Genomic DNA, 19152 nt, shown 5'->3' on the forward strand with positions numbered 1-19152 from the left:
ATATTTTTATTTTTAAAATAGAACAGTAATAAAGAATGTAACAAGTAAGAGATAAACTTGAAAAAGAGGTTTCAAAGAATGAGTCTTTTCATAAAGAAAGCAATGGATGAAGAAAAGAAAAAAGTATTGAATCAAACTTTAGGAGCGATTGATTTAACTCTTTTAGGTATTGGAGCAATTATTGGTACAGGTATTTTCGTATTAACTGGTATTGTAGCAGCGAAACATGCTGGTCCGGCGATTGTATTATCTTTTGTATTAGCGGCAATTATATGTGCATGTGTAGCTTTCTGTTATGCTGAATTTGCATCTACAGTTCCAGTTTCGGGAAGTGTATATTCATATACATATATGACACTAGGTGAGATTTTTGCATTTATAGTTGGCTGGTGTGTTATGCTGGAGTATTTATTAGCGACTTCTGCGGTTGCAGCAGGCTGGTCAGCATATTTTCAGTCATTGCTACTAGGTTTTAATATTCACATTCCTACCATTTTTGCTTCGGCACCAGGAATGGGGAAGGGTGGAATCATTGATTTACCAGCAGTTCTTATTATTTTAGTTGTTACATTTTTATTAAGCCGTGGTGCAAAAGAAAGTGCACGAATAAATAATATAATGGTTATTATTAAACTGGCTGTTATTGTAGGGTTTATTGTTGTAGGGACACAATATGTAAGACCAGAGAATTGGCAACCATTTTTACCGTTTGGTTTTCACGGTGTGGTAGGAGGCGCTGCTACTGTATTTTTTGCTTTTTTAGGATTTGATGCAGTTGCAACAGCCGCAGAAGAAGTGAAGCGTCCACAACGTAACGTGCCAATTGGGCTACTTGTTTCCTTGTTCATTTGTACGGTTCTATATGTAGGTGTTTCATTCGTGTTAACTGGAATGGTTCCGTTTACGGAATTAAATGTTGCTGATCCGGTTGCATATGCGTTGCGCACTGTAGGAGAAGATAGAATTGCTGGGTTGTTATCGGTGGGAGCGATAGCAGGTCTAACAACAGTTCTGTTAGTAGCTATGTTTGCATTTGTTCGTGTATCTTACTCGATGAGTCGAGATGGACTGTTACCAAAAAGACTTTCAAGTGTCCATAAACGTTTACAAACTCCATTTTTTAATACGTGGGTTACAGGTATACTAGCAGCTTTATTAGCGGGATTAGTGGATTTGAATTTATTAGCTAATTTAGTGAATATGGGAACGATAACAGCATTTGTGTTTGTATCTATAGCTGTCATTGTATTAAGAAAGACACATCCTAATATGAAGAGGCCATTCCGTGCCCCTCTAGTACCTTTTTTACCTATCGTTTCAATAGTAAGTTGTATATATTTGGCATTGAACCTTTCTAAGCTTACTTTAATTAGTTTTGTGGCATGGATTATAATAGGGGTTTTCATATATTTTGTATATGCTAAAAAACATAGTAATGTTAGAAATAGAAATAAAGTATAGTCCATTGAAATAATACTTGTAATGGAAATGAAAACACGCTACTTATTCATATAAGAACAAGTAGCGTGTTTTTTCTATTTAATAATCCCATTTTCTAAAATTTTAATAGTTGGTGCCACTTTCACATTAGCTTTTGAAAAGGCACACGGCCAATCATCTTCGACTTGTTTCCATTCTTTATATTGAAACGCTCTCGCATAATCACCAAATCCGAATGGATCAAGTTGCTGTTTTTGAATGTTGTGGATTAAATCGTTCAAATCTTTGTTTAGTTGTTTTGTAATAAGAGAAGTTAATTTCTTTCTATCTTTGTCTATATCCATATTGAATGTAAGTTCAGAGACAGCAATTTTCAAATCCATTTTAACATGAAATTTGAAGTGGTTATCGCTATAATCTGTATGGATATCACGATCCATGCTAAGAACATTTATTGTTACGAAATCGCCGCCATCGGTATCTTTTAAATCACTATTACTTTCAACTGAAGTAGAAGGGATTTTCAATGTAAGCGAAACCGGTGTATTCGCTTTCTTTTGTAACAAAAGAAGAAGGGCGCTTTCATAACGATTTAATGACATTTTATAAATTCCGCGAGAAGTTAATAGCGCGGAACCAGTAACGATAACATCCTTTTTACCTTTTTTTATTTCTGAAATAGCAGGTGTTATACCTTTATTAAACGTTTGCCTGTGAAATTCATGGAATGTCGTAAAAACGGTCCGATTGTACAGTTTGTTCGTATTAATTAAATCTGTTAAATACTCGGGAAGGGCAGGCTTATCTTTAAAGTTATTATATATAACTGAAGAAATTGGACCGTCTACTGCAACCATGCGCATGTTTCCAGTGTTTTTAGGATCACGATACCAAACATCAAGGTAAGGCATAGCCCCTTCTTGTTTTAAAAAATTTGTGCTAAATAAAATGAGCTGTAACTTTTCTGTAGATACTAAACCGCCACTTGAACTATTAAACGTTGCTTTTGCTTCTCGAGGTGTACGTACTTTCGCTTCATGTGTTTCGTACTTTTTTTCTACATCTTCATTAAAAATAGGATTTACGTGGTACACAATTAATTTTCCTTTTGCTTTTGCATCAAAGCCGTAAATTAATGAAATCGATTGTTTTTCTAAGTCGAGTCGATCTCCACAGCCTGTTAAAAAGGTTATGAGAAAGTAAAGTATAGTGAAATGAATAAAGCGCCTCATTTAAACTCTTCTCCTTTTCCAATGCTGATAAAGTGTCATGTATAAGAGAAATACGACCGGGAATAGAAAAACGATAAAATAACTTGCAGTTCCCCAAAATTCTCGCAACGCACTTATTTGGTAAGAGGAAGGGATATAAAAGAATAAGATGAAGATACACCCGAATAATAAACCATAAATAGGTAATGAACTCCTTTTTTTGTTAAGTAATTGATTGATTCCATCTGAAGCAGTAAAAATATAAGGAATGCAAGAATCAAAAATAATAAAGAGATAAAATGACAAAAAGATAATTTCAAATCGCTCAAGAAATGAGAAGTGAAATGGTGTAACAAGAGAAAGAGTCGGCCATAAAAACTTAGTTATACCATCTGGGCTAAAATAAAGGAAAGAAACGAACGTCACTTGCAGGTAAACGAATAAAGTAATCAAATTCGCAAGAACAATCCCTTTTTTTGCAGATGATTTATTACTGAGGTAAGGATAAAGGACGAATGCAAACTCAAATCCGAGAAAGGCAATAATAGTTGATTTTACTGTGTTGAAAACTGGTATCCATCCCTCTTTAAGGAGAGGAAGAAGATAAATCCAATGCCCATCTTTAAGTGGGATAAATAATAGTAATGGCATCCAGAGTGTAAATAAGACAGTAAAAACAGCATAGCGGCTAATAATAAGAACACCTTTACATGCGAGCATTACCATTGGAATAGATAATAGCATCATGATTAAAAACATTGGAGATCTAGGCAAAATCCAAATGTGAATAACGTATAAGAGGGAAAAAATTAAAGAAACCGCTGCAAGAACAGCATATAAAATCCAAAAAATCATTCCTACTCTTCCTAACCATTTTCCAAGATAACGAGTTAGCACATCAAGTAAATGGTAACCAGGATGCTTCTCCATGATTTTTACAATACATAGACTGACTAAAGTAGTGATAGCGCATCCTATAATAATAGACATCCAGCCATCTGTATTCGCCCCTTGGGCCACTTCACGTGGCAGTGTAAGTACACCGAATCCTACTTGAACACCACTAATCGTTAAAATGTATTGAAATAAACTAATCTCCCTCTTTACACGCTTTGTCACTTATCTTCCTCCTTTTCTTCTATATCCGGTTGTCGATTTTCTTGTTTTAAGTTAAGGGATAGTGGTCGTTTCTTCATTAGTTTCCATGGCAAACGCACAAGAACGTCTTTTAAATCCGTAGCAAATGATGGAGAAAAAGGACTACCGTAAGGAACACCAAGTGATTCCATAGAAAGAATATGGATGATGATAACTGACATTCCAACCATAATTCCAATGACTCCGAATAAAGAAGCGATTATCATCATTGGAAAGCGAAGAATCCGAACTCCTGCTGACATTTCCAGATTGGGAATGATAAAAGAAGCGACTGCGGTAATAGATACGACGATAACCATAACATTACTTACGATTCCTGCTTGAACTGCAGCTTGTCCAATAACAATCCCTCCTACGACGCCAATTGTTTGTCCGACGGGACCGGGAAGTCGAACTGCAGCTTCGCGTAGCATTTCAAGTACTAATTCCATCAAAAGTGCTTCTAATATAGGCGGAAAAGGAATTTTGGCTCGAGATTCTCCAATTGTTAACAATAATTTAAGTGGAATTACTTCATAATGAAAGGAAATCATAGCAATATAAAGAGCAGGAGCAAATATTGCAATAAATAGTCCAGTGAAACGAAGGAGTCGTATAAAAGATGGAATCATAGGTCTGAAGCTGTAATCATCTATCGTCTGAAAAAAGGATGAAAAGGTCATAGGTCCTATTAATACGCCTGGTGAGCGATCTACAATAACGGCAATTCGCCCATCTAGAATATGATGTGCTGTTGTGTCAGGACGTTCAGTTATTGATAATTGCGGAAAGAGAGTAAAGGAATTATCTTCAACAAATCCCTCTAATTCACCAGTAGTAAGAATCGCATCAACTTTTACTGACTCGATACGGGATGCCATTTCTTTTACGACATTTTCGTTCGCAACATCTGCTAGATAAAGCAAAAAAACCTTTGAAGTAGCTCGTTCACCAACAGTGAATTCCTTCACTTTCAATTCGCGATTTGGAATATATCGACGAATAAGTGCAAGGCTGTCGCTCGCTACTTCATTAAATCCTTCGTGTGAGCTTTTTATGGAGCTCTCTGTTGTAGGTTCTTCAATGCTCCTTTTTGGTGCCGCTTGCGTATCAAGCTCTAAAGCGGATAGTTGCCCGTTTATAAATAAAATACTTTTGCCGTGTAAAAGAGATTGTTCAATGTCTGTCCACTGTTGAACTTTTTTAATATTTCCGATAGAAACAGAGGCTTCCCAAAAATCGTCTTCATTCCACTCTTTAAATAAGAGAGGACGAAGAATGTTTACGTTAATAACAGTTTTGTCTACAAGTCCTTCCATATATATAAGTGCAGCTTCCTGTCCGTTTTTTAATGGAAAAGTGCGTGTTATTAATTCTGGAATACCGCTAAACAGTTTGGACAAGTGCTTTAAATTAAGGGAAAGGGAAGAAGAGATAGATTTATTTAATGTGTGATTAGCTTGCTCTTTGGTAGAAAAAGATTTTTCACCACGAATCCATTTATTAAAAGACCCCATTTGTTCGCTTACTCCTTGTTATGTTTTATATGGGTTATTATGGATAGTTACAAGCTGACATATGCGTAGTTTAAATTTTATATTGTATATTTTTAACTTTAACGCTATAATTATAGTGTTAAAGATGGAATCGTGATATGACCTGTTATGAATCTATCGTTTTATTTATGAATAAATGGATTGGTATTTTAGCAAGATGTGCTAATAAACTACTCCACCATGATGATAGCGTGCCAAAAATGTGGTGCGTATATTTTCGTGGTGGAGTTTTTTTATTCTCAAAAAGGGGGAAAGACCATGAATGACAACATGGTTCATATTACAATTGACGGAAAAAAGTATACAGCGGAGCCTGGTTCGACGATATTGGGTGTTATTAATGAGAACGGGATTGAACATCCGCAAATTTGTTACGTGCCAGAAGTAGATCCTATTCAAACATGTGACACTTGTATTGTAGAAGTTGACGGAAAGTTAATGCGTTCTTGTTCGACGATAGCAACGGAAGGTATGAACATTGAACGTGCTTCTGTTCGCGCAAAAGAAGCACAAACAGAGGCGATGGATCGGTTACTAGAAAATCATTTATTATACTGTACAGTATGTGACAACAACAATGGGAACTGTAAACTGCATAATACAGCAGAATTAATGGAAATCGAACATCAAAAATATCCGTATGAACCGAAAGTAGATGTAAGTGAAGTTGATATGACGCATCCGTTTTATCGCTATGATCCTAATCAATGTATTGCATGCGGTCAATGCGTTGAGGTGTGTCAAAACTTACAAGTAAATGAAACGTTATCGATAGACTGGGAAGCGGAACGCCCACGAGTTATTTGGGATGAAGGAGTAAATATTAATGATTCTTCATGCGTTAGCTGTGGTCAATGTGTAACGATTTGTCCTTGTAACGCTTTAATGGAGAAAACGATGCTCGGTGAAGCTGGATTTATGACGGGATTAAAACCAGATATTCTTGAACCGATGGTAGATTTAATTAAAGAAGTTGAGCCTGGGTATAGCGGTATTTTTGCGGTATCAGAAGTGGAAGCGGCCATGCGTGATACTCGTACGAAGAAAACGAAAACAGTATGTACATTTTGTGGTGTAGGTTGTTCGTTTGAAGTGTGGACGAAGGGGCGTAAAATCCTTAAAGTACAGCCATCTTCAGATGCACCAGTTAACGCAATTTCCACTTGTGTAAAAGGGAAATTTGGTTGGGATTTCGTAAATTCTAAAGAACGAATAACAAAACCTTTAATTCGTAAAAATGGAACGTTTGTTGAATCTACATGGGAAGAAGCACTGAATGTAGTTGCAAATAAATTAGGCGCTATTAAAGAAGAGTACGGTAAAGGTTCTATTGGATTTATTTCTTCCTCTAAAATTACAAATGAAGACAATTATGTAATTCAAAAATTAGCTCGACAAGTATTTGGAACGAATAATATTGATAACTGCTCACGTTATTGCCAATCACCAGCAACGGATGGTTTGTTCCGTACAATTGGTATGGGCGGTGATGCCGGAACGATTAAAGATATTGCGCAATCTGGTCTTGTTATTATTGTGGGATGTAATCCGACAGAAGGTCATCCTGTTCTAGCTACACGTATTAAACGTGCACATAAATTACACGGACAAAAGTTAATTGTAGCTGATCTTCGTAAAACCGAAATGGCAGAGCGATCAGATGTCTTTATTAGTCCAAAACAAGGAACAGATCAAGTATGGTTAATGGCTGTTACGAAATATATGATCGATCAAGGTTGGCATGATCAGGAATTTATTAATGAGAATGTAAACTTCTTTGAAGATTTCAAAGAGAGCCTAGAAGAATATACACTTGAATATGCAGAAGAAGTAACAGGTATTTCAAAAGAAACACTTATTCAAATGGCTGAAATGATTCGTGATGCAGATGGTACATGTATCCTTTGGGGTATGGGGGTAACGCAAAATACAGGTGGTTCTGATACTTCCGCTGCAATTTCAAACTTACTTCTTGCAACAGGGAACTATCGTCGTCCAGGAGCAGGTGCATACCCACTTCGAGGTCACAATAACGTACAAGGTGCTTGTGATATGGGTACTTTACCAGGATGGCTTCCAGGATATCAGCACGTTACTAACGAAATGGAACGTGTGAAATTTGAAACTGCTTACGGAGTGAAAATTGATAGTGAACCAGGTCTTAATAATATTGAAATGCTTCACGCAATTGACGAAGGAAAAATGAAAGCAATGTATCTTGTCGGAGAAGATATGGCTCTTGTAGATTCTAATGCAAATCATGTACATGAAGTGTTGTCGAGCCTTGATTTCTTCGTTGTGCAAGATGTTTTCCTTTCTAAAACTGCTCAATATGCAGATGTTGTATTACCAGCAGCGCCATCTCTTGAGAAAGAAGGTACTTTCACAAATACAGAGCGCCGTGTCCAAAGATTATATCAAGTTCTTCCTACGCTAGGAGACGCGAAACCAGACTGGTGGATCGTCCAGGAGGTTGCGAATAAACTAGGGGCAAACTGGAATTATAGCCACCCAAGTGAAATCTTTGCTGAAATGGCAAGTTTATCACCATTATTCTCGCAAGCGAACTATGAAGTGCTTGAAGGATGGAACAGTTTCCATTGGGGAAGTTTTGATGGAACAAATACACCACTTCTGTTCCAAGATGGATTTAACTTCCCAGATAAAAAAGCTCGTTTTGCGATTGCTGACTGGGTACGTCCAGCTGAATTTCCAGCTGAGTTCGACCTTCACATTAACAACGGTCGTATGCTTGAGCATTTCCATGAAGGGAATATGACAAATAAATCAACAGGTATTCAAACGAAAGTACCTGGTGTTTTCGTTGAAATCTCTCCAGACCTTGCAAAAGAACGTGGCGTAAAAACAGGTTCGTTAGTTCGTCTTGTCTCTCCTTTTGGAGCATTAAAATTACGTGCACTCGTTACAGATCGTGTAAAAGCGAATGAGTTATATTTACCGATGAACTCTACAGATAACGAAACGGCAATTAATTTCTTAACAGGTCCTGCTGTGGATGTACGTACGAATACACCTGCGTATAAACAAACGAAAGTGCGTATGGAAGTGTTAGAAGTTGATGGCGAAAATCCGATGCCAAAAGCGAACCCACGCAATAAAAAACGTCACCCTCAAGCTGGCATTGAGGTACATCGTAAGTGGGCACGTCCAGGGTATGTGCATTTAACGGATAAGTAGGAGGAGAAAACTATGGCTGCACCTATAAAAATGATTCAAAAACAAGAATTAACTGAGGAAGAAATAAAACAGCAAAAATTAGATGATTTAAAGGAGCTTTTAACTAATAATGAAGAAGCTCTAAATCAGATGTTTAATATAGTAGGGGAATTAAATGACATTGGAATGCTAGAAGCTGCAAATTCTATGCTGAAAGCGAAAGAACCAATTGCAAAGATCGTTCTAGGTCAAGTAACTCGTGAGCCTGTTACAAATTTAATTAATAATATGATGGGTGCTGCAGGGGCGTTAACTGAACTTGACCCAGAACTTACGAAAAAGCTTATAGGTAGTTTATTAGTCGGGCTAGAAGAAGGTAATGAACATCTAGAAAGTAATAAAAAAGTAGGGGTATTCGATCTTATGAAAGTATTGAAAGACCCAGATATTAACCGTGCTATCGGGTTTGGGCTTCATTTCTTAAAAGGTATGGGGAAAGGGTTAAAAGACGAATAAACTTCATGAAGTGAACCTTTCCGCCTAAATATTTGTACGAAATAGTTTGGGCGGAAGGCTCATTTTGGTAAAATATATAATAAAGTAAAATGAGGCTTTTGGGAGGTATGATTGTATGTCAAAAAAAGTACATGAATTTAATGATATGATAAGAAAACTTCGAAAAGAACTTTTCGGAAAAGGACCAGAACGAATTCATACTGTTTTTGCAGAAAATATGGCTATAGCGACTCTTTATGGAAACTTAACACCTACTGAAAAATTTATTTCAAGTACGATGGACGGTGCGGAAATGGTTCATATGGCTAGAACGAAAATGATTCAAGAGGTGTATGCTGTGAATTCACGTGAACATTTGGAGGAACTTGTTGGAGCGAAATTAGTGAATTTGTTTTCAGATATGAAAGTAGAAGAAGATATTGCAGTTTCTGTATTTGTTTTTGATAAAAATATAACGTGAGAGAAGGATACTGATCGTGAAACCGATACAGGTAGAAAGAGAAATCTTTCGTTATGAACAAGGAGCATTTAAACATATAGAGGACAGCATTGTAACAGAGTTTCCTGTCACCATTAAAATGAACGGACAGGAGTTTGTTACAATGGTTAGTACTCCAGAATATATAGAAGATATGGTAATAGGCTTCTTAGCGTCTGAAGGAATCATTCGGAAGTATGAAGATATTGATAGTGTATGGGTGCAGGAGAAAGAAGGATTTGTGCATGTAACAACGACAAAAGTAAATCCGTATTATGAACAAATGCAAAATAAACGCTATATTACGTCTTGTTGTGGTATGAGTAGGCAAGGGTTTGTTTTTGCAAATGATGCACTAAGTGCAAAAAAAATGAAGGGTGTCCATGTACAGGTTGCTGCAGAGGATTGTTTTCGGTTAATGAAAGAAATGCAGCAATCTGCGGATACGTTTCATCATACTGGTGGGGTTCATAATGCAGCTTTATGTGATGTGAATGGTATTATTTTAAGTCGAATGGATATTGGTAGGCATAATGCATTAGACAAAATTTACGGTTATTGTTTAAGAAACGATATTTCTATAAAAGATAAAATCATTGTTTTTAGTGGTCGTATTTCTTCGGAAATATTATTGAAAGTTGCAAAAATCGGTTGTGAAATTATACTATCAAAATCAGCTCCAACTGAGTTAGCTTTGCAACTAGCGGAAGATTTAGGTATTACGACAATAGGATTTATTCGTAATCACTCCTTAAATGTATATACCCATCCAGAACGTGTTTTAAATATAAAATAAAAGTGAGGCAATGAAGATGAAATCAGTTACATTAGACAAGTTGCAACGTCCGTTAAAGGATTTACGCATTTCAGTTACTGATCGCTGTAATTTTCGCTGTCGATATTGTATGCCAGAAGAAATATTTGGTCCTGATTACTCGTTTTTGTCTAATGATAAAATTTTATCTTTTGATGAAATTGAAAGGATAACACGTATTTTCGTTTCTTTAGGTGTGAGAAAATTACGGATTACGGGCGGAGAACCGTTACTTCGAAGAGGGCTTCCAAAGCTTATTGAGCGCCTTAATAAAATTGATGGTGTAGAAGATATCGGTTTAACAACCAATGGATCGTTACTTAAAAAGTTTGCTCCTGATTTATATAAGGCGGGACTATCACGTGTAACAGTTAGCTTAGATTCCTTAGAAGAAGAGCGGTTTTTCTATTTAAATGGTAATAGGAGCAAAGTGCAAAGGGTTCTGGAAGGAATACAGGCTGCAGCTGAAGTTGGAATGAAAATTAAAATAAACATGGTCGTTCAAAAGGGAAAAAACGAACAGGACATTTTGCAGATGGCGCAATATTTTAAGGAAAATAAGCATATTCTTCGTTTTATTGAGTATATGGATGTTGGAAATTATAATGGTTGGGATTTAAAAGAGGTCGTCTCTAAACAAGAAATAGTAGATACGATTCATCAAGTTATGCCGTTAGAACGGATAGAAGCAAATTATTCTGGTGAAGTGGCTACTAGGTATCGTTATATAGGAAGCGATGAGGAAATAGGTATTATTTCATCAGTAACAGATTCTTTTTGCTCATCATGTACGAGAGCTCGTATTTCTGCAGAAGGAAAATTATATACTTGCTTATTTGCTTCTAAAGGAAATGATTTAAGAGAATTGCTTCGTTCTGAACATACAGATGAGGACATTACAGATGTAGTACGCGATATATGGAATAATAGGGAAGATCGTTATTCAGATGAACGCTTAAATCATACAAATAAGAAAACAATACCTAAAATTGAAATGTCACATATCGGTGGTTAATATATAAAGCTAGCTTCATAGTGAAAAATGGAAAATTTACAAGAGTTGTGGATTTTCTATTTTATAGTAAAAGTGATGATTGATATCTCTGTAAAAGATGTGCAGAGAAATTAAGCAGCATTCAAAAACCTTTATTTTGAGGAGATTTTTTGAAGCTGCTTTTTTATTTGGAGAAAATGGAGGAATGGGTAATGGCATTTCATAAGCCGGAACAAATTGCTGAGCTTGTCATTGAGGCCGGTGTTCAAAAAGTAAGACAGACATTGCCAGCGATGCTTATTCTCGGTTTTTTAGGAGGAGCGTTTATTGCGATAGGTTTTTTACTTAACATTCGAGTTTTAGGGAATTTACCTGAGCGCTGGGGAAGTCTAGTGAATGTTTTAGGAGGAGCAGTATTTCCTGTTGGACTCATGCTCGTAGTATTAGCAGGAGGAGAATTAATTACGGGAAATATGATGTCACTGTCTATGGCGCTTTATGCAAAGAAAATTACATTGATAAGCGTACTGAATAACTGGGTTTGGATTACTCTCATGAATTTTATTGGGGCAATTTTCGTTGCGTATTGCTTTGGGCATCTTGGCGGATTAACAGAGGGAGAGTATTTAAATAAAACGGTAGCGATAGCGGAAGGGAAGTTACATGAATCATTTGGGAGAACTTTAATTTTAGCAATTGGTTGTAATTGGCTCGTTTGTCTTGCTCTTTGGCTCGCTTACGGGACGAGTGATTTTGTCGGAAAAATCATCGGAATTTGGATTCCAATTATGGCATTTGTAGTGATTGGATTTCAGCAAGTAGTAGCAAATATGTTTGTCATTTCCGCTGTTATTTTTGCTGGTCATCTAACGTGGATGGATTTGGCTAAAAATTTTGTTCCTGTTTTTATCGGAAATGTAATTGGAGGAGCGGGGTTTGTTGGTTTTGCTTACTTTGCTTGTTATCAGAAACAACATTCTAATATGAAATAGAGTTCTTGAGAGGAAGGGTATGTAATGGCTGATCGGTATTCACGACAACAGTTGTTCAAACCAATTGGGAGTAAAGGACAAGAAAAAATTCGAAATAAACATGTGTTAATTGTAGGGGCAGGCGCATTAGGAAGTGCAAGTGCCGAAAGTTTCGTACGTGCAGGTGTTGGCAAGTTGACGATTATTGATCGTGACTACGTTGAATGGAGTAATTTACAAAGGCAACAATTGTACTCTGAACAAAATGCGAGAGAGAAAATGCCGAAAGCAATTGCTGCAAAAAATCGGCTAGAACAAATTAATTCGGAAGTACAAATACATGCTTTCGTAATGGATGCAACTTCAGAAAATATGGAAGGTCTATTAAAAAATGTAGATGTAATCATTGATGCAACAGATAATTTTGATATTCGATTTGTAATAAATGATTTATCACAAAAACATAATATTCCGTGGGTATATGGTTCTTGCGTTGGATCGTATGGTATGAGTTATACAATTATTCCACAAGAGACACCGTGTTTACATTGTATGCTTAAAAATATTCCTGTTACAGGTGTGACATGTGATACCGCTGGAATTATTAGCCCTACTGTTCAAATCGTCGCAGCATATCAAGTGGCAGAAGCACTCAAAATTTTAGTGGAAGATTTCTCAGCAATTAGAAAAACATTTTTCATGTTTGATATATGGAGTAATCAAAATCATTTTATAAAATTAGGGAAAATAAAAACAGACGCTTGTCTCTCATGCGGTTCAAATCGAACTTATCCTTATTTATCATACGAAAATCAAACGAAAGCAGCTGTTTTATGCGGAAGAAATACAGTTCAAATTAGAACAGTAGACAATAGGAAATACAATTTTGATGATATAGAAAAAGTATTACAAAAACTGGGGAAAGTAGATCGGAATCCGTATTTACTATCTTGCCAATTCGATGATTACCGCGTGGTTGTTTTTCGAGATGGTCGTGTTTTTATTCATGGTACAAATGATATTTCGAAAGCGAAACAACTATATTATCGCGTATTCGGTTAATAGAGAGGGTGTCAACAATGGAAAGAAGAGTGCCAATTACGGTTGAAGAAGCTGTTCGTAAAGTGATGGGATTTGCTGATAAAGGCTTAAAGGAGCTATTACCAATTGAATTAGCTTATGGACGTATATTAGCAGAGGATTTAGTAGCTGACCATGATGTACCGTCATTTAATCGTTCGCCATATGACGGATTTGCTATTCGAGCAGAAGATACTAATTTAGCAAGTTATGAAACGCCAATTGTATTTGAAGTAGTGGGTGAAATTGGTGCAGGATCGCTATTCCATGAGAAAGTAGCTCCGTTTCAAGCAGTTCGAATTATGACGGGAGCACAAATTCCGAATGGGTGTGATGCGGTTGTTATGTTAGAGCTGACTTGTCAATATGAGAAGAATGGCAACAATTATATGGAAGTGAAGCGATCATTCAAAAAGGGCGACAATATTTCTTTTCAAGGTGAAGATGCTCGTAAAGGAACAGTTCTTGCAAAGAAGGGATCGTACATTAATCCAGGTATTTCAGCTCTTCTTGCTACATTCGGTTATAGTGAAGTACCAGTTGCGAGGAAGCCTGTAATTGGACTGTTAGCGACTGGGAGTGAATTACTGGATGTCAATGATTCATTACAGCCAGGGAAAATCCGAAACAGTAATACGTACATGATATTGTCTCAAATTCGAAGAGCGGGCGGAAGAGTAAAATATTTTGGGAAGTTTAGTGATGATTTTAATACGTGTTTTACAGCTGTGAAAGAAGCGCTTGGCCAAGTAGATATGTTAATTACAACGGGCGGTGTATCAGTAGGAGATTATGATTATTTACCAGCTATTTACGAAAAGTTAGGTGCATCTGTTCTTTTTAATAAAGTTGCAATGCGACCAGGAAGTGTTACGACTGTAGCACAATTAAATGGCAAGTTATTATTTGGTTTATCAGGAAATCCATCAGCTTGTTACGTAGGGTTTGAATTATTCGTAAGACCGTGTATTCGGACGTATATGTTTAGTGAAAAAGTACATTTAAAAAGAGAAAAAGCGTTATTAGGAGAAGATTTTCTAAAACCGAATCCATTTACAAGATTTGTACGAGCAAAATTGCAATATGATGAGGGGAAATTAATCGCTTATCCATCAGGGTTTGATAAATCTAGCTCAGTTTCTTCATTGGCAGAATCCAACGCGTTTATCGTATTGCCGGGCGGGACAAGAGGATATAAAAAAGATATGTTTGTCGATGTTCTTTTATTAGAAGATAACGAAGGTAGTGAATGGCCTTGGACATTTCATAAAGTGAGAGGTGGTTTTAATGGAACAAGTGCTATTTGAGATTGTAGATAATCCGATTTTAGTTGAAGAAGTAACGAATAAAGTCGCAAGAAGAGAAGCAGGTGCGATTACAACATTTATTGGTACGGTGAGAGAATTAACAAAAGGAAAACGAACGCTACATTTAGAGTATGAAGCATATAAACCGATGGCAGTAAAACAACTTATGAGAATTGGAGAAGAAATTTGTGAAAGATGGCCGGATACAAAAGTAGCAATTACGCACCGTGTAGGGCGGCTAGAAATAATGGATATTGCGGTAGTCATTGCAGTTTCATCACCGCATCGTAAAGTAGCTTATGAAGCGAATGAGTACGCGATTGAACGTATAAAACGAATTGTTCCAATTTGGAAAAAAGAATTTTGGGAAGATGGAACGATGTGGATTGGAGATCAACTTGAAAATACACCATATCCAGAAGGAAAACCAAAGAAGGAAGAATGAGAAAATGATTATAATTTTATTGTTTGCAAATTTGCGTGAGGAAGTTGGATCGGATCGATTAGTGATTTCAGAAAAGCAAGAAATGACAGTGCAACAATTAAAAGAATGGCTTAAAGCCAGCTATTGTTTACAATCGTTGGATAAAGTGATGGTCGCTGTTAACGAAGAGTTTGTAATGAATGAAGAGATGATAAAAGCTGGAGATATAGTCGCATTAATCCCGCCTGTTAGCGGTGGATGATAAGCTTTTTCACCAGATGAAGCGCCAAGAAAATGTTGTATATAAATTAGAATAAGAGAAGGGATGAGTTCTATGCTTACTCAAGAACAAATAATGAATGCATTAAAACATGTAGAGGATCCAGAGTTACACAAAAGTGTTGTAGAATTAAATATGGTTAGAAATATACAAATGAACGGAACAGAGGTTAAACTTGAAGTAGTACTAACAATCCAAGGTTGTCCGTTAAAAGCAAAAATTCAACAAGATATTGAAGAATCACTTCACGCAATTGGTGCCTCTAAAGTGGAGGTAACATTTGGTTCTATGACACAAGAAGAACGTACAGCTTTAACAGAGAAATTAAAGAAAAATACTAGAACAGAAACTGGTATGCCGAGCATGCTTCGCCCGGATTCAGGAGTACGTTTTATTACTGTAACGAGCGGAAAAGGCGGAGTTGGAAAATCAACGGTGACAATTAATCTTGCAACTGCACTAGCGCGTATGGGCAAAAAGGTGGGGATATTAGATGCAGATATATATGGTTTTAGTATTCCAGCTATGATGGAAACGAATAAGAAACCAACGATGATTGATCAAACGGCAATTCCAGTCATTAGTCACGGTGTTAAAATCATGTCGATGGGATTTTTTACAGAAGGAAATAACCCAGTTATGTGGCGCGGACCGATGCTAAATAAATGGATTCAAAATTTTCTTGCGAATACGCACTGGGGAGAATTAGATTATTTATTACTTGATTTACCACCAGGTACAGGAGATGTTGCGATCGATGTTGCAGCGATGATTCCGCAAGCGAAAGAAATAATTGTTACAACTCCGCACAATGTAGCTTCATTCGTTGCTTCAAGAGTCGGTGTAATGGCAAAACATACGAAGCATGAGATTTTAGGTATTGTGGAAAATATGGCTTATTATGAAGAACAAGATGGCTCGAAAAATTATCTCTTCGGAAAAGGCGGCGGCGAAATGCTTGCAGAACAATTGCAAACAGAAGTAATTGCTCAAATACCTTTTGCGAAACGTGAAGAAAATAATGGTTCATCTGTATATGATGAAGATTCTCTTGTTGGAGAAGTGTTTACATCGTTAGCTGAGGATATTATTTATAGAGGATAGAGGGGGAAGTTTAGTATGGCATGTAACATTGATCATTCTATTGAAGATGTGATGAATAAGCTTGAAAGTCAAAAGAGTTTTTTACCTGAAGGGATTTTTAAAGAGTTAAAGAGTTTTTTGCAAGGTATTCATTCACAGAAATTATTAAATGATGTTTTTCACCTCCTAAAAAAGTATGATTTAGTCAGTGAGGAAGAACGAGAGACGAGAAACGCACAATTATTGTACATTTTGAATTAAGTACTCTTTGGCTTTAGAATTTTTTCAAAAGGGGTGAATGTGATGGATATGAAAAAGATGATGGAAACGATAGAAGTAACTAGAGTGACTGACGAGGAATTATCGATTTCGAATTTACATCCAAAGCTTGTGAAGTTATATAGTCAAAAAAATGTTGCTCATTATACCGAGTTATTAAAGTATATTTTATCATTATCCGTGCAGCTCAACCTACATCTTGTATTGAAATATTTTGGCGTGCGACCGGTTGTTGCGACAGATGAGCGTATGCAATTTCAAGAGATATTTAAATGCTTAGCTAAGAAAGATGAGAATGGGGAATGGTTTCTAAATTTTGTTTCTTTATATGTAGGGCTAATTGTAGTTCTTCGTTTTGATGAGAAAGTGATTGAGAGCAATTTTTTTGATGATATGGTAGTGGATGAATGTAATGAAATATAGGATTCTGCTCATAACATTTTTCTATATTAAATGCTTTAACTGCGATTTTAGTTGGTTATGTAAATATGAAGGTAACTAATTAAGAAAAAGGAATGAAACTAGTTGGATAAAAAGAGTTCTTCAGTTGTTTCCGTCGTTTTTTCGTGTTACCATTAAGCGAATTTTTCATAAGGAGAGAAAGCGATGAAATGGATTTATTTTCTTATTATTAACATTATAGCTTTTAGCCTTATGGGGCTTGATAAACGAAAAGCGAAGAAGAAACAGTGGAGAACGCCAGAAAGTACGTTGTTTTTATCAGCGGCAGCTGGGGGAGCAGTTGGAGCTTGGATTGGCATGTATATGTTTCATCATAAAACTCATAAAAAGAAATTTGTTTTCGGCATACCGTTACTTGTTGTAATAACGGTATGTTTATTATTCGTTGTATGAGAAATGTCGAAAGAAATGCAGATTGATTATTGGTAAATTGAGCATGTGAGACCGTATAATGGAGAAAAAATGAGAAGAGGAGAAAAAGGAAGATGGGGAGTCAATCAGCAGAGCAAAAAAAAGGGATACTATATGCGGCTGGTGCTTACACGATGTGGGGAATCCTACCGATTTATTGGAAATGGGTTGAGGAAGTTCCAGCAGATGAAATATTAGCACACCGCATCGTTTGGGCGTTTGTTTTTATGTTACTCGTATTAGGTGTTACGAAGAGGTTTCGCCAGTTTATTGGGGAATTTGTGAATCTTTTTAAACGACCTAAATTATTAATGTCATTAACAATAGCTTCAGTCTTGATTAGTGGAAACTGGTTTGTTTACATATGGGCCGTTAATCATAATCATGTTATTGAAGCGAGTCTTGGCTATTATATTAATCCGCTTATTAGTATTTTACTTGGTACAGTCGTTTTAAAGGAAAAGTTAAACTTCTGGCAATATGTTGCAGTTGGTTTAGCTGGAGTGGGGGTTATCATTTTAACAGTACGTTTCGGGGCTATCCCGTGGGTTTCTTTATCACTTGCCCTTTCATTTGGATTATACGGATTAACGAAAAAATTGTTAAACTATGATGCGACAATTGGACTTACGATGGAAACGATGTTAGTAACGCCGTTTGCGATTATTTATCTAGTAATGACAGGAGTACATGGTTTCGGCTCATTTGGCTCTATCTCAATGTTATCGACATTACTATTAATAGGAGCGGGTATTGTTACAGCTCTACCACTTTTTTATTTTGCAAAAGGAGCCCAACTTATTCCGCTTTATATGGTAGGTTTTTTACAATATATTGCACCAACAATTAGCTTAATTTTAGGTGTATTCGTATTTGGTGAACATTTCACATCTACTCATATGATTGCATTTTTCTGTATATGGGTTGCATTATTTGTATTCTCGGTAGCGAAGACTAAGTTTTTAGTGCAGAAACAACCGAAATTTATAAAAAATAAATCAGCAAAAGTATCATAATGCGTAGTATTTTCTACGCATTTTTCTTTATACTGATACTATATAGGATTTCCATTATAGCTAGTAAGGAGCTGAGAACATGGAAACAATTTTACATAATGATCCGCTTATGGCAGCTGTAATTTCATGGTTTTTAGCACAATTAACGAAAGTAGTCTTTAAATTAGTTAAAACAGGTGAATTTGATTTTGCAAAGTTTTTTGCTTCAGGTGGGATGCCAAGTTCTCATGCTTCAACAGTTACAGCGCTTGCTACAGGAGTTGGAGTAGTGGAAGGTGTGGAAAGCTCGATGTTTGCGGTTGCTACTATTTTTGCCATTATTGTTATGTATGATGCTTCAGGAGTAAGGCTTGCAGTAAGTAAACAAGCAAAAATATTGAATGACTTTTTTCACGGTAGAGAAACAGAATATAAGAAGTTAAATGAACTTGTTGGGCATACACCGTATGAAGTAGTAGTCGGTGCTTTATTAGGAATTATTGTCGGAGTAGGGTATTGTTTATGAGCAGAACATTT

At 36.3% G+C, this 19152-nt stretch carries 20 protein-coding genes; 17 read left to right on the forward strand and 3 right to left on the reverse strand.

Annotation, left to right across the window (positions count from 1 at the left end; genetic code table 11):
* The first annotated feature begins 78 nt into the window (after positions 1–78).
* Positions 79–1461, forward strand: coding sequence for an APC family permease (locus tag ACQGSG_RS07905; RefSeq protein WP_000051652.1), 1383 nt, complete (start codon positions 79–81; stop codon positions 1459–1461).
* A gap of 74 nt (positions 1462–1535) precedes the next feature.
* Here the strand turns inward: ACQGSG_RS07905 and gerSC are convergent, their stop codons facing one another.
* Genes gerSC through ACQGSG_RS07920 form a run of 3 tightly spaced genes read right to left on the reverse strand, consistent with a single transcriptional unit; the run spans position 1536 to position 5305 of the window.
* The gene (gene gerSC, locus ACQGSG_RS07910; protein WP_069605282.1) at positions 1536–2672 is read right to left on the reverse strand and encodes a spore germination protein GerSC; all 1137 of its coding nucleotides are present in this window, start codon (positions 2670–2672) and stop codon (positions 1536–1538) included.
* Positions 2673–3770 carry an endospore germination permease gene (locus tag ACQGSG_RS07915; protein ID WP_000167069.1) on the reverse strand — a complete coding sequence of 366 codons (1098 nt, stop codon included), beginning with the start codon at positions 3768–3770 and terminating at the stop codon, positions 2673–2675.
* Positions 3767–5305 carry a spore germination protein gene (locus ACQGSG_RS07920; protein WP_000534506.1) on the reverse strand — a complete coding sequence of 513 codons (1539 nt, stop codon included), beginning with the start codon at positions 5303–5305 and terminating at the stop codon, positions 3767–3769. The genes ACQGSG_RS07915 and ACQGSG_RS07920 overlap by 4 nt, the downstream gene beginning before the upstream one ends.
* A gap of 297 nt (positions 5306–5602) precedes the next feature.
* Between ACQGSG_RS07920 and fdhF the strand changes: the two genes are divergently transcribed.
* The 16 genes from fdhF (at position 5603) to ACQGSG_RS08000 (ending at position 19141) form a co-directional block, all read left to right on the forward strand.
* Positions 5603–8542, forward strand: a complete 2940-nt coding sequence (gene fdhF / locus ACQGSG_RS07925) for a formate dehydrogenase subunit alpha (protein ID WP_000999399.1) — start codon at positions 5603–5605, stop codon at positions 8540–8542.
* Positions 8543–8554: 12 nt separating this feature from the next.
* The gene (locus tag ACQGSG_RS07930; RefSeq protein ID WP_000729897.1) at positions 8555–9037 is read left to right on the forward strand and encodes a DUF1641 domain-containing protein; all 483 of its coding nucleotides are present in this window, start codon (positions 8555–8557) and stop codon (positions 9035–9037) included.
* A gap of 115 nt (positions 9038–9152) precedes the next feature.
* Positions 9153–9497 (forward strand): DUF2294 domain-containing protein, encoded by a 345-nt coding sequence (locus ACQGSG_RS07935; protein ID WP_000039583.1) that lies wholly within the window; start codon positions 9153–9155, stop codon positions 9495–9497.
* Positions 9498–9513: 16 nt separating this feature from the next.
* On the forward strand, positions 9514–10311 hold the full coding sequence (gene fdhD / locus ACQGSG_RS07940; protein WP_000802689.1) for a formate dehydrogenase accessory sulfurtransferase FdhD: 798 nt from the start codon (positions 9514–9516) through the stop codon (positions 10309–10311).
* A 16-nt stretch (positions 10312–10327) separates the two neighbouring features.
* Positions 10328–11344, forward strand: a complete 1017-nt coding sequence (gene moaA / locus ACQGSG_RS07945; RefSeq protein ID WP_000844124.1) for a GTP 3',8-cyclase MoaA — start codon at positions 10328–10330, stop codon at positions 11342–11344.
* Between the two features lie 191 nt (positions 11345–11535).
* The gene (locus ACQGSG_RS07950; protein WP_000863998.1) at positions 11536–12315 is read left to right on the forward strand and encodes a formate/nitrite transporter family protein; all 780 of its coding nucleotides are present in this window, start codon (positions 11536–11538) and stop codon (positions 12313–12315) included.
* Positions 12316–12339: 24 nt separating this feature from the next.
* Positions 12340–13356 (forward strand): molybdopterin-synthase adenylyltransferase MoeB, encoded by a 1017-nt coding sequence (locus tag ACQGSG_RS07955; protein WP_000785270.1) that lies wholly within the window; start codon positions 12340–12342, stop codon positions 13354–13356.
* A 17-nt stretch (positions 13357–13373) separates the two neighbouring features.
* Positions 13374–14681 (forward strand): molybdenum cofactor synthesis domain-containing protein, encoded by a 1308-nt coding sequence (locus ACQGSG_RS07960; RefSeq protein ID WP_325842476.1) that lies wholly within the window; start codon positions 13374–13376, stop codon positions 14679–14681.
* Positions 14662–15126, forward strand: a complete 465-nt coding sequence (gene moaE / locus ACQGSG_RS07965; RefSeq protein ID WP_000438664.1) for a molybdopterin synthase catalytic subunit MoaE — start codon at positions 14662–14664, stop codon at positions 15124–15126. Before ACQGSG_RS07960 ends, moaE begins: the two co-directional genes overlap by 20 nt.
* Positions 15127–15130: 4 nt before the next feature.
* Positions 15131–15367 (forward strand): molybdopterin converting factor subunit 1, encoded by a 237-nt coding sequence (gene moaD / locus ACQGSG_RS07970; RefSeq protein ID WP_000583943.1) that lies wholly within the window; start codon positions 15131–15133, stop codon positions 15365–15367.
* A 72-nt stretch (positions 15368–15439) separates the two neighbouring features.
* On the forward strand, positions 15440–16489 hold the full coding sequence (locus tag ACQGSG_RS07975) for a P-loop NTPase (protein ID WP_000957509.1): 1050 nt from the start codon (positions 15440–15442) through the stop codon (positions 16487–16489).
* Between the two features lie 15 nt (positions 16490–16504).
* Entirely contained in the window at positions 16505–16729 is a 225-nt protein-coding gene (locus tag ACQGSG_RS07980; protein ID WP_000752380.1) for a hypothetical protein, read from the forward strand.
* A gap of 42 nt (positions 16730–16771) precedes the next feature.
* Positions 16772–17170, forward strand: a complete 399-nt coding sequence (locus ACQGSG_RS07985; RefSeq protein WP_325842475.1) for a hypothetical protein — start codon at positions 16772–16774, stop codon at positions 17168–17170.
* A 183-nt stretch (positions 17171–17353) separates the two neighbouring features.
* Positions 17354–17602, forward strand: coding sequence for a DUF1294 domain-containing protein (locus tag ACQGSG_RS07990; RefSeq protein WP_000871346.1), 249 nt, complete (start codon positions 17354–17356; stop codon positions 17600–17602).
* 92 nt (positions 17603–17694) lie between these two features.
* A complete protein-coding gene (gene rarD / locus ACQGSG_RS07995) occupies positions 17695–18636 on the forward strand; it encodes an EamA family transporter RarD (protein ID WP_000535537.1) in 942 nt (313 codons plus the stop codon).
* 79 nt (positions 18637–18715) lie between these two features.
* A complete protein-coding gene (locus ACQGSG_RS08000; RefSeq protein WP_000447820.1) occupies positions 18716–19141 on the forward strand; it encodes a divergent PAP2 family protein in 426 nt (141 codons plus the stop codon).
* Positions 19142–19152 lie beyond the last annotated feature (11 nt).

Origin of the sequence: Bacillus sp. GMa5/1, assembly GCF_050172015.1 — a bacterium.
Taxonomy (GTDB): Bacteria; Bacillota; Bacilli; order Bacillales; family Bacillaceae_G; genus Bacillus_A; species Bacillus_A cereus.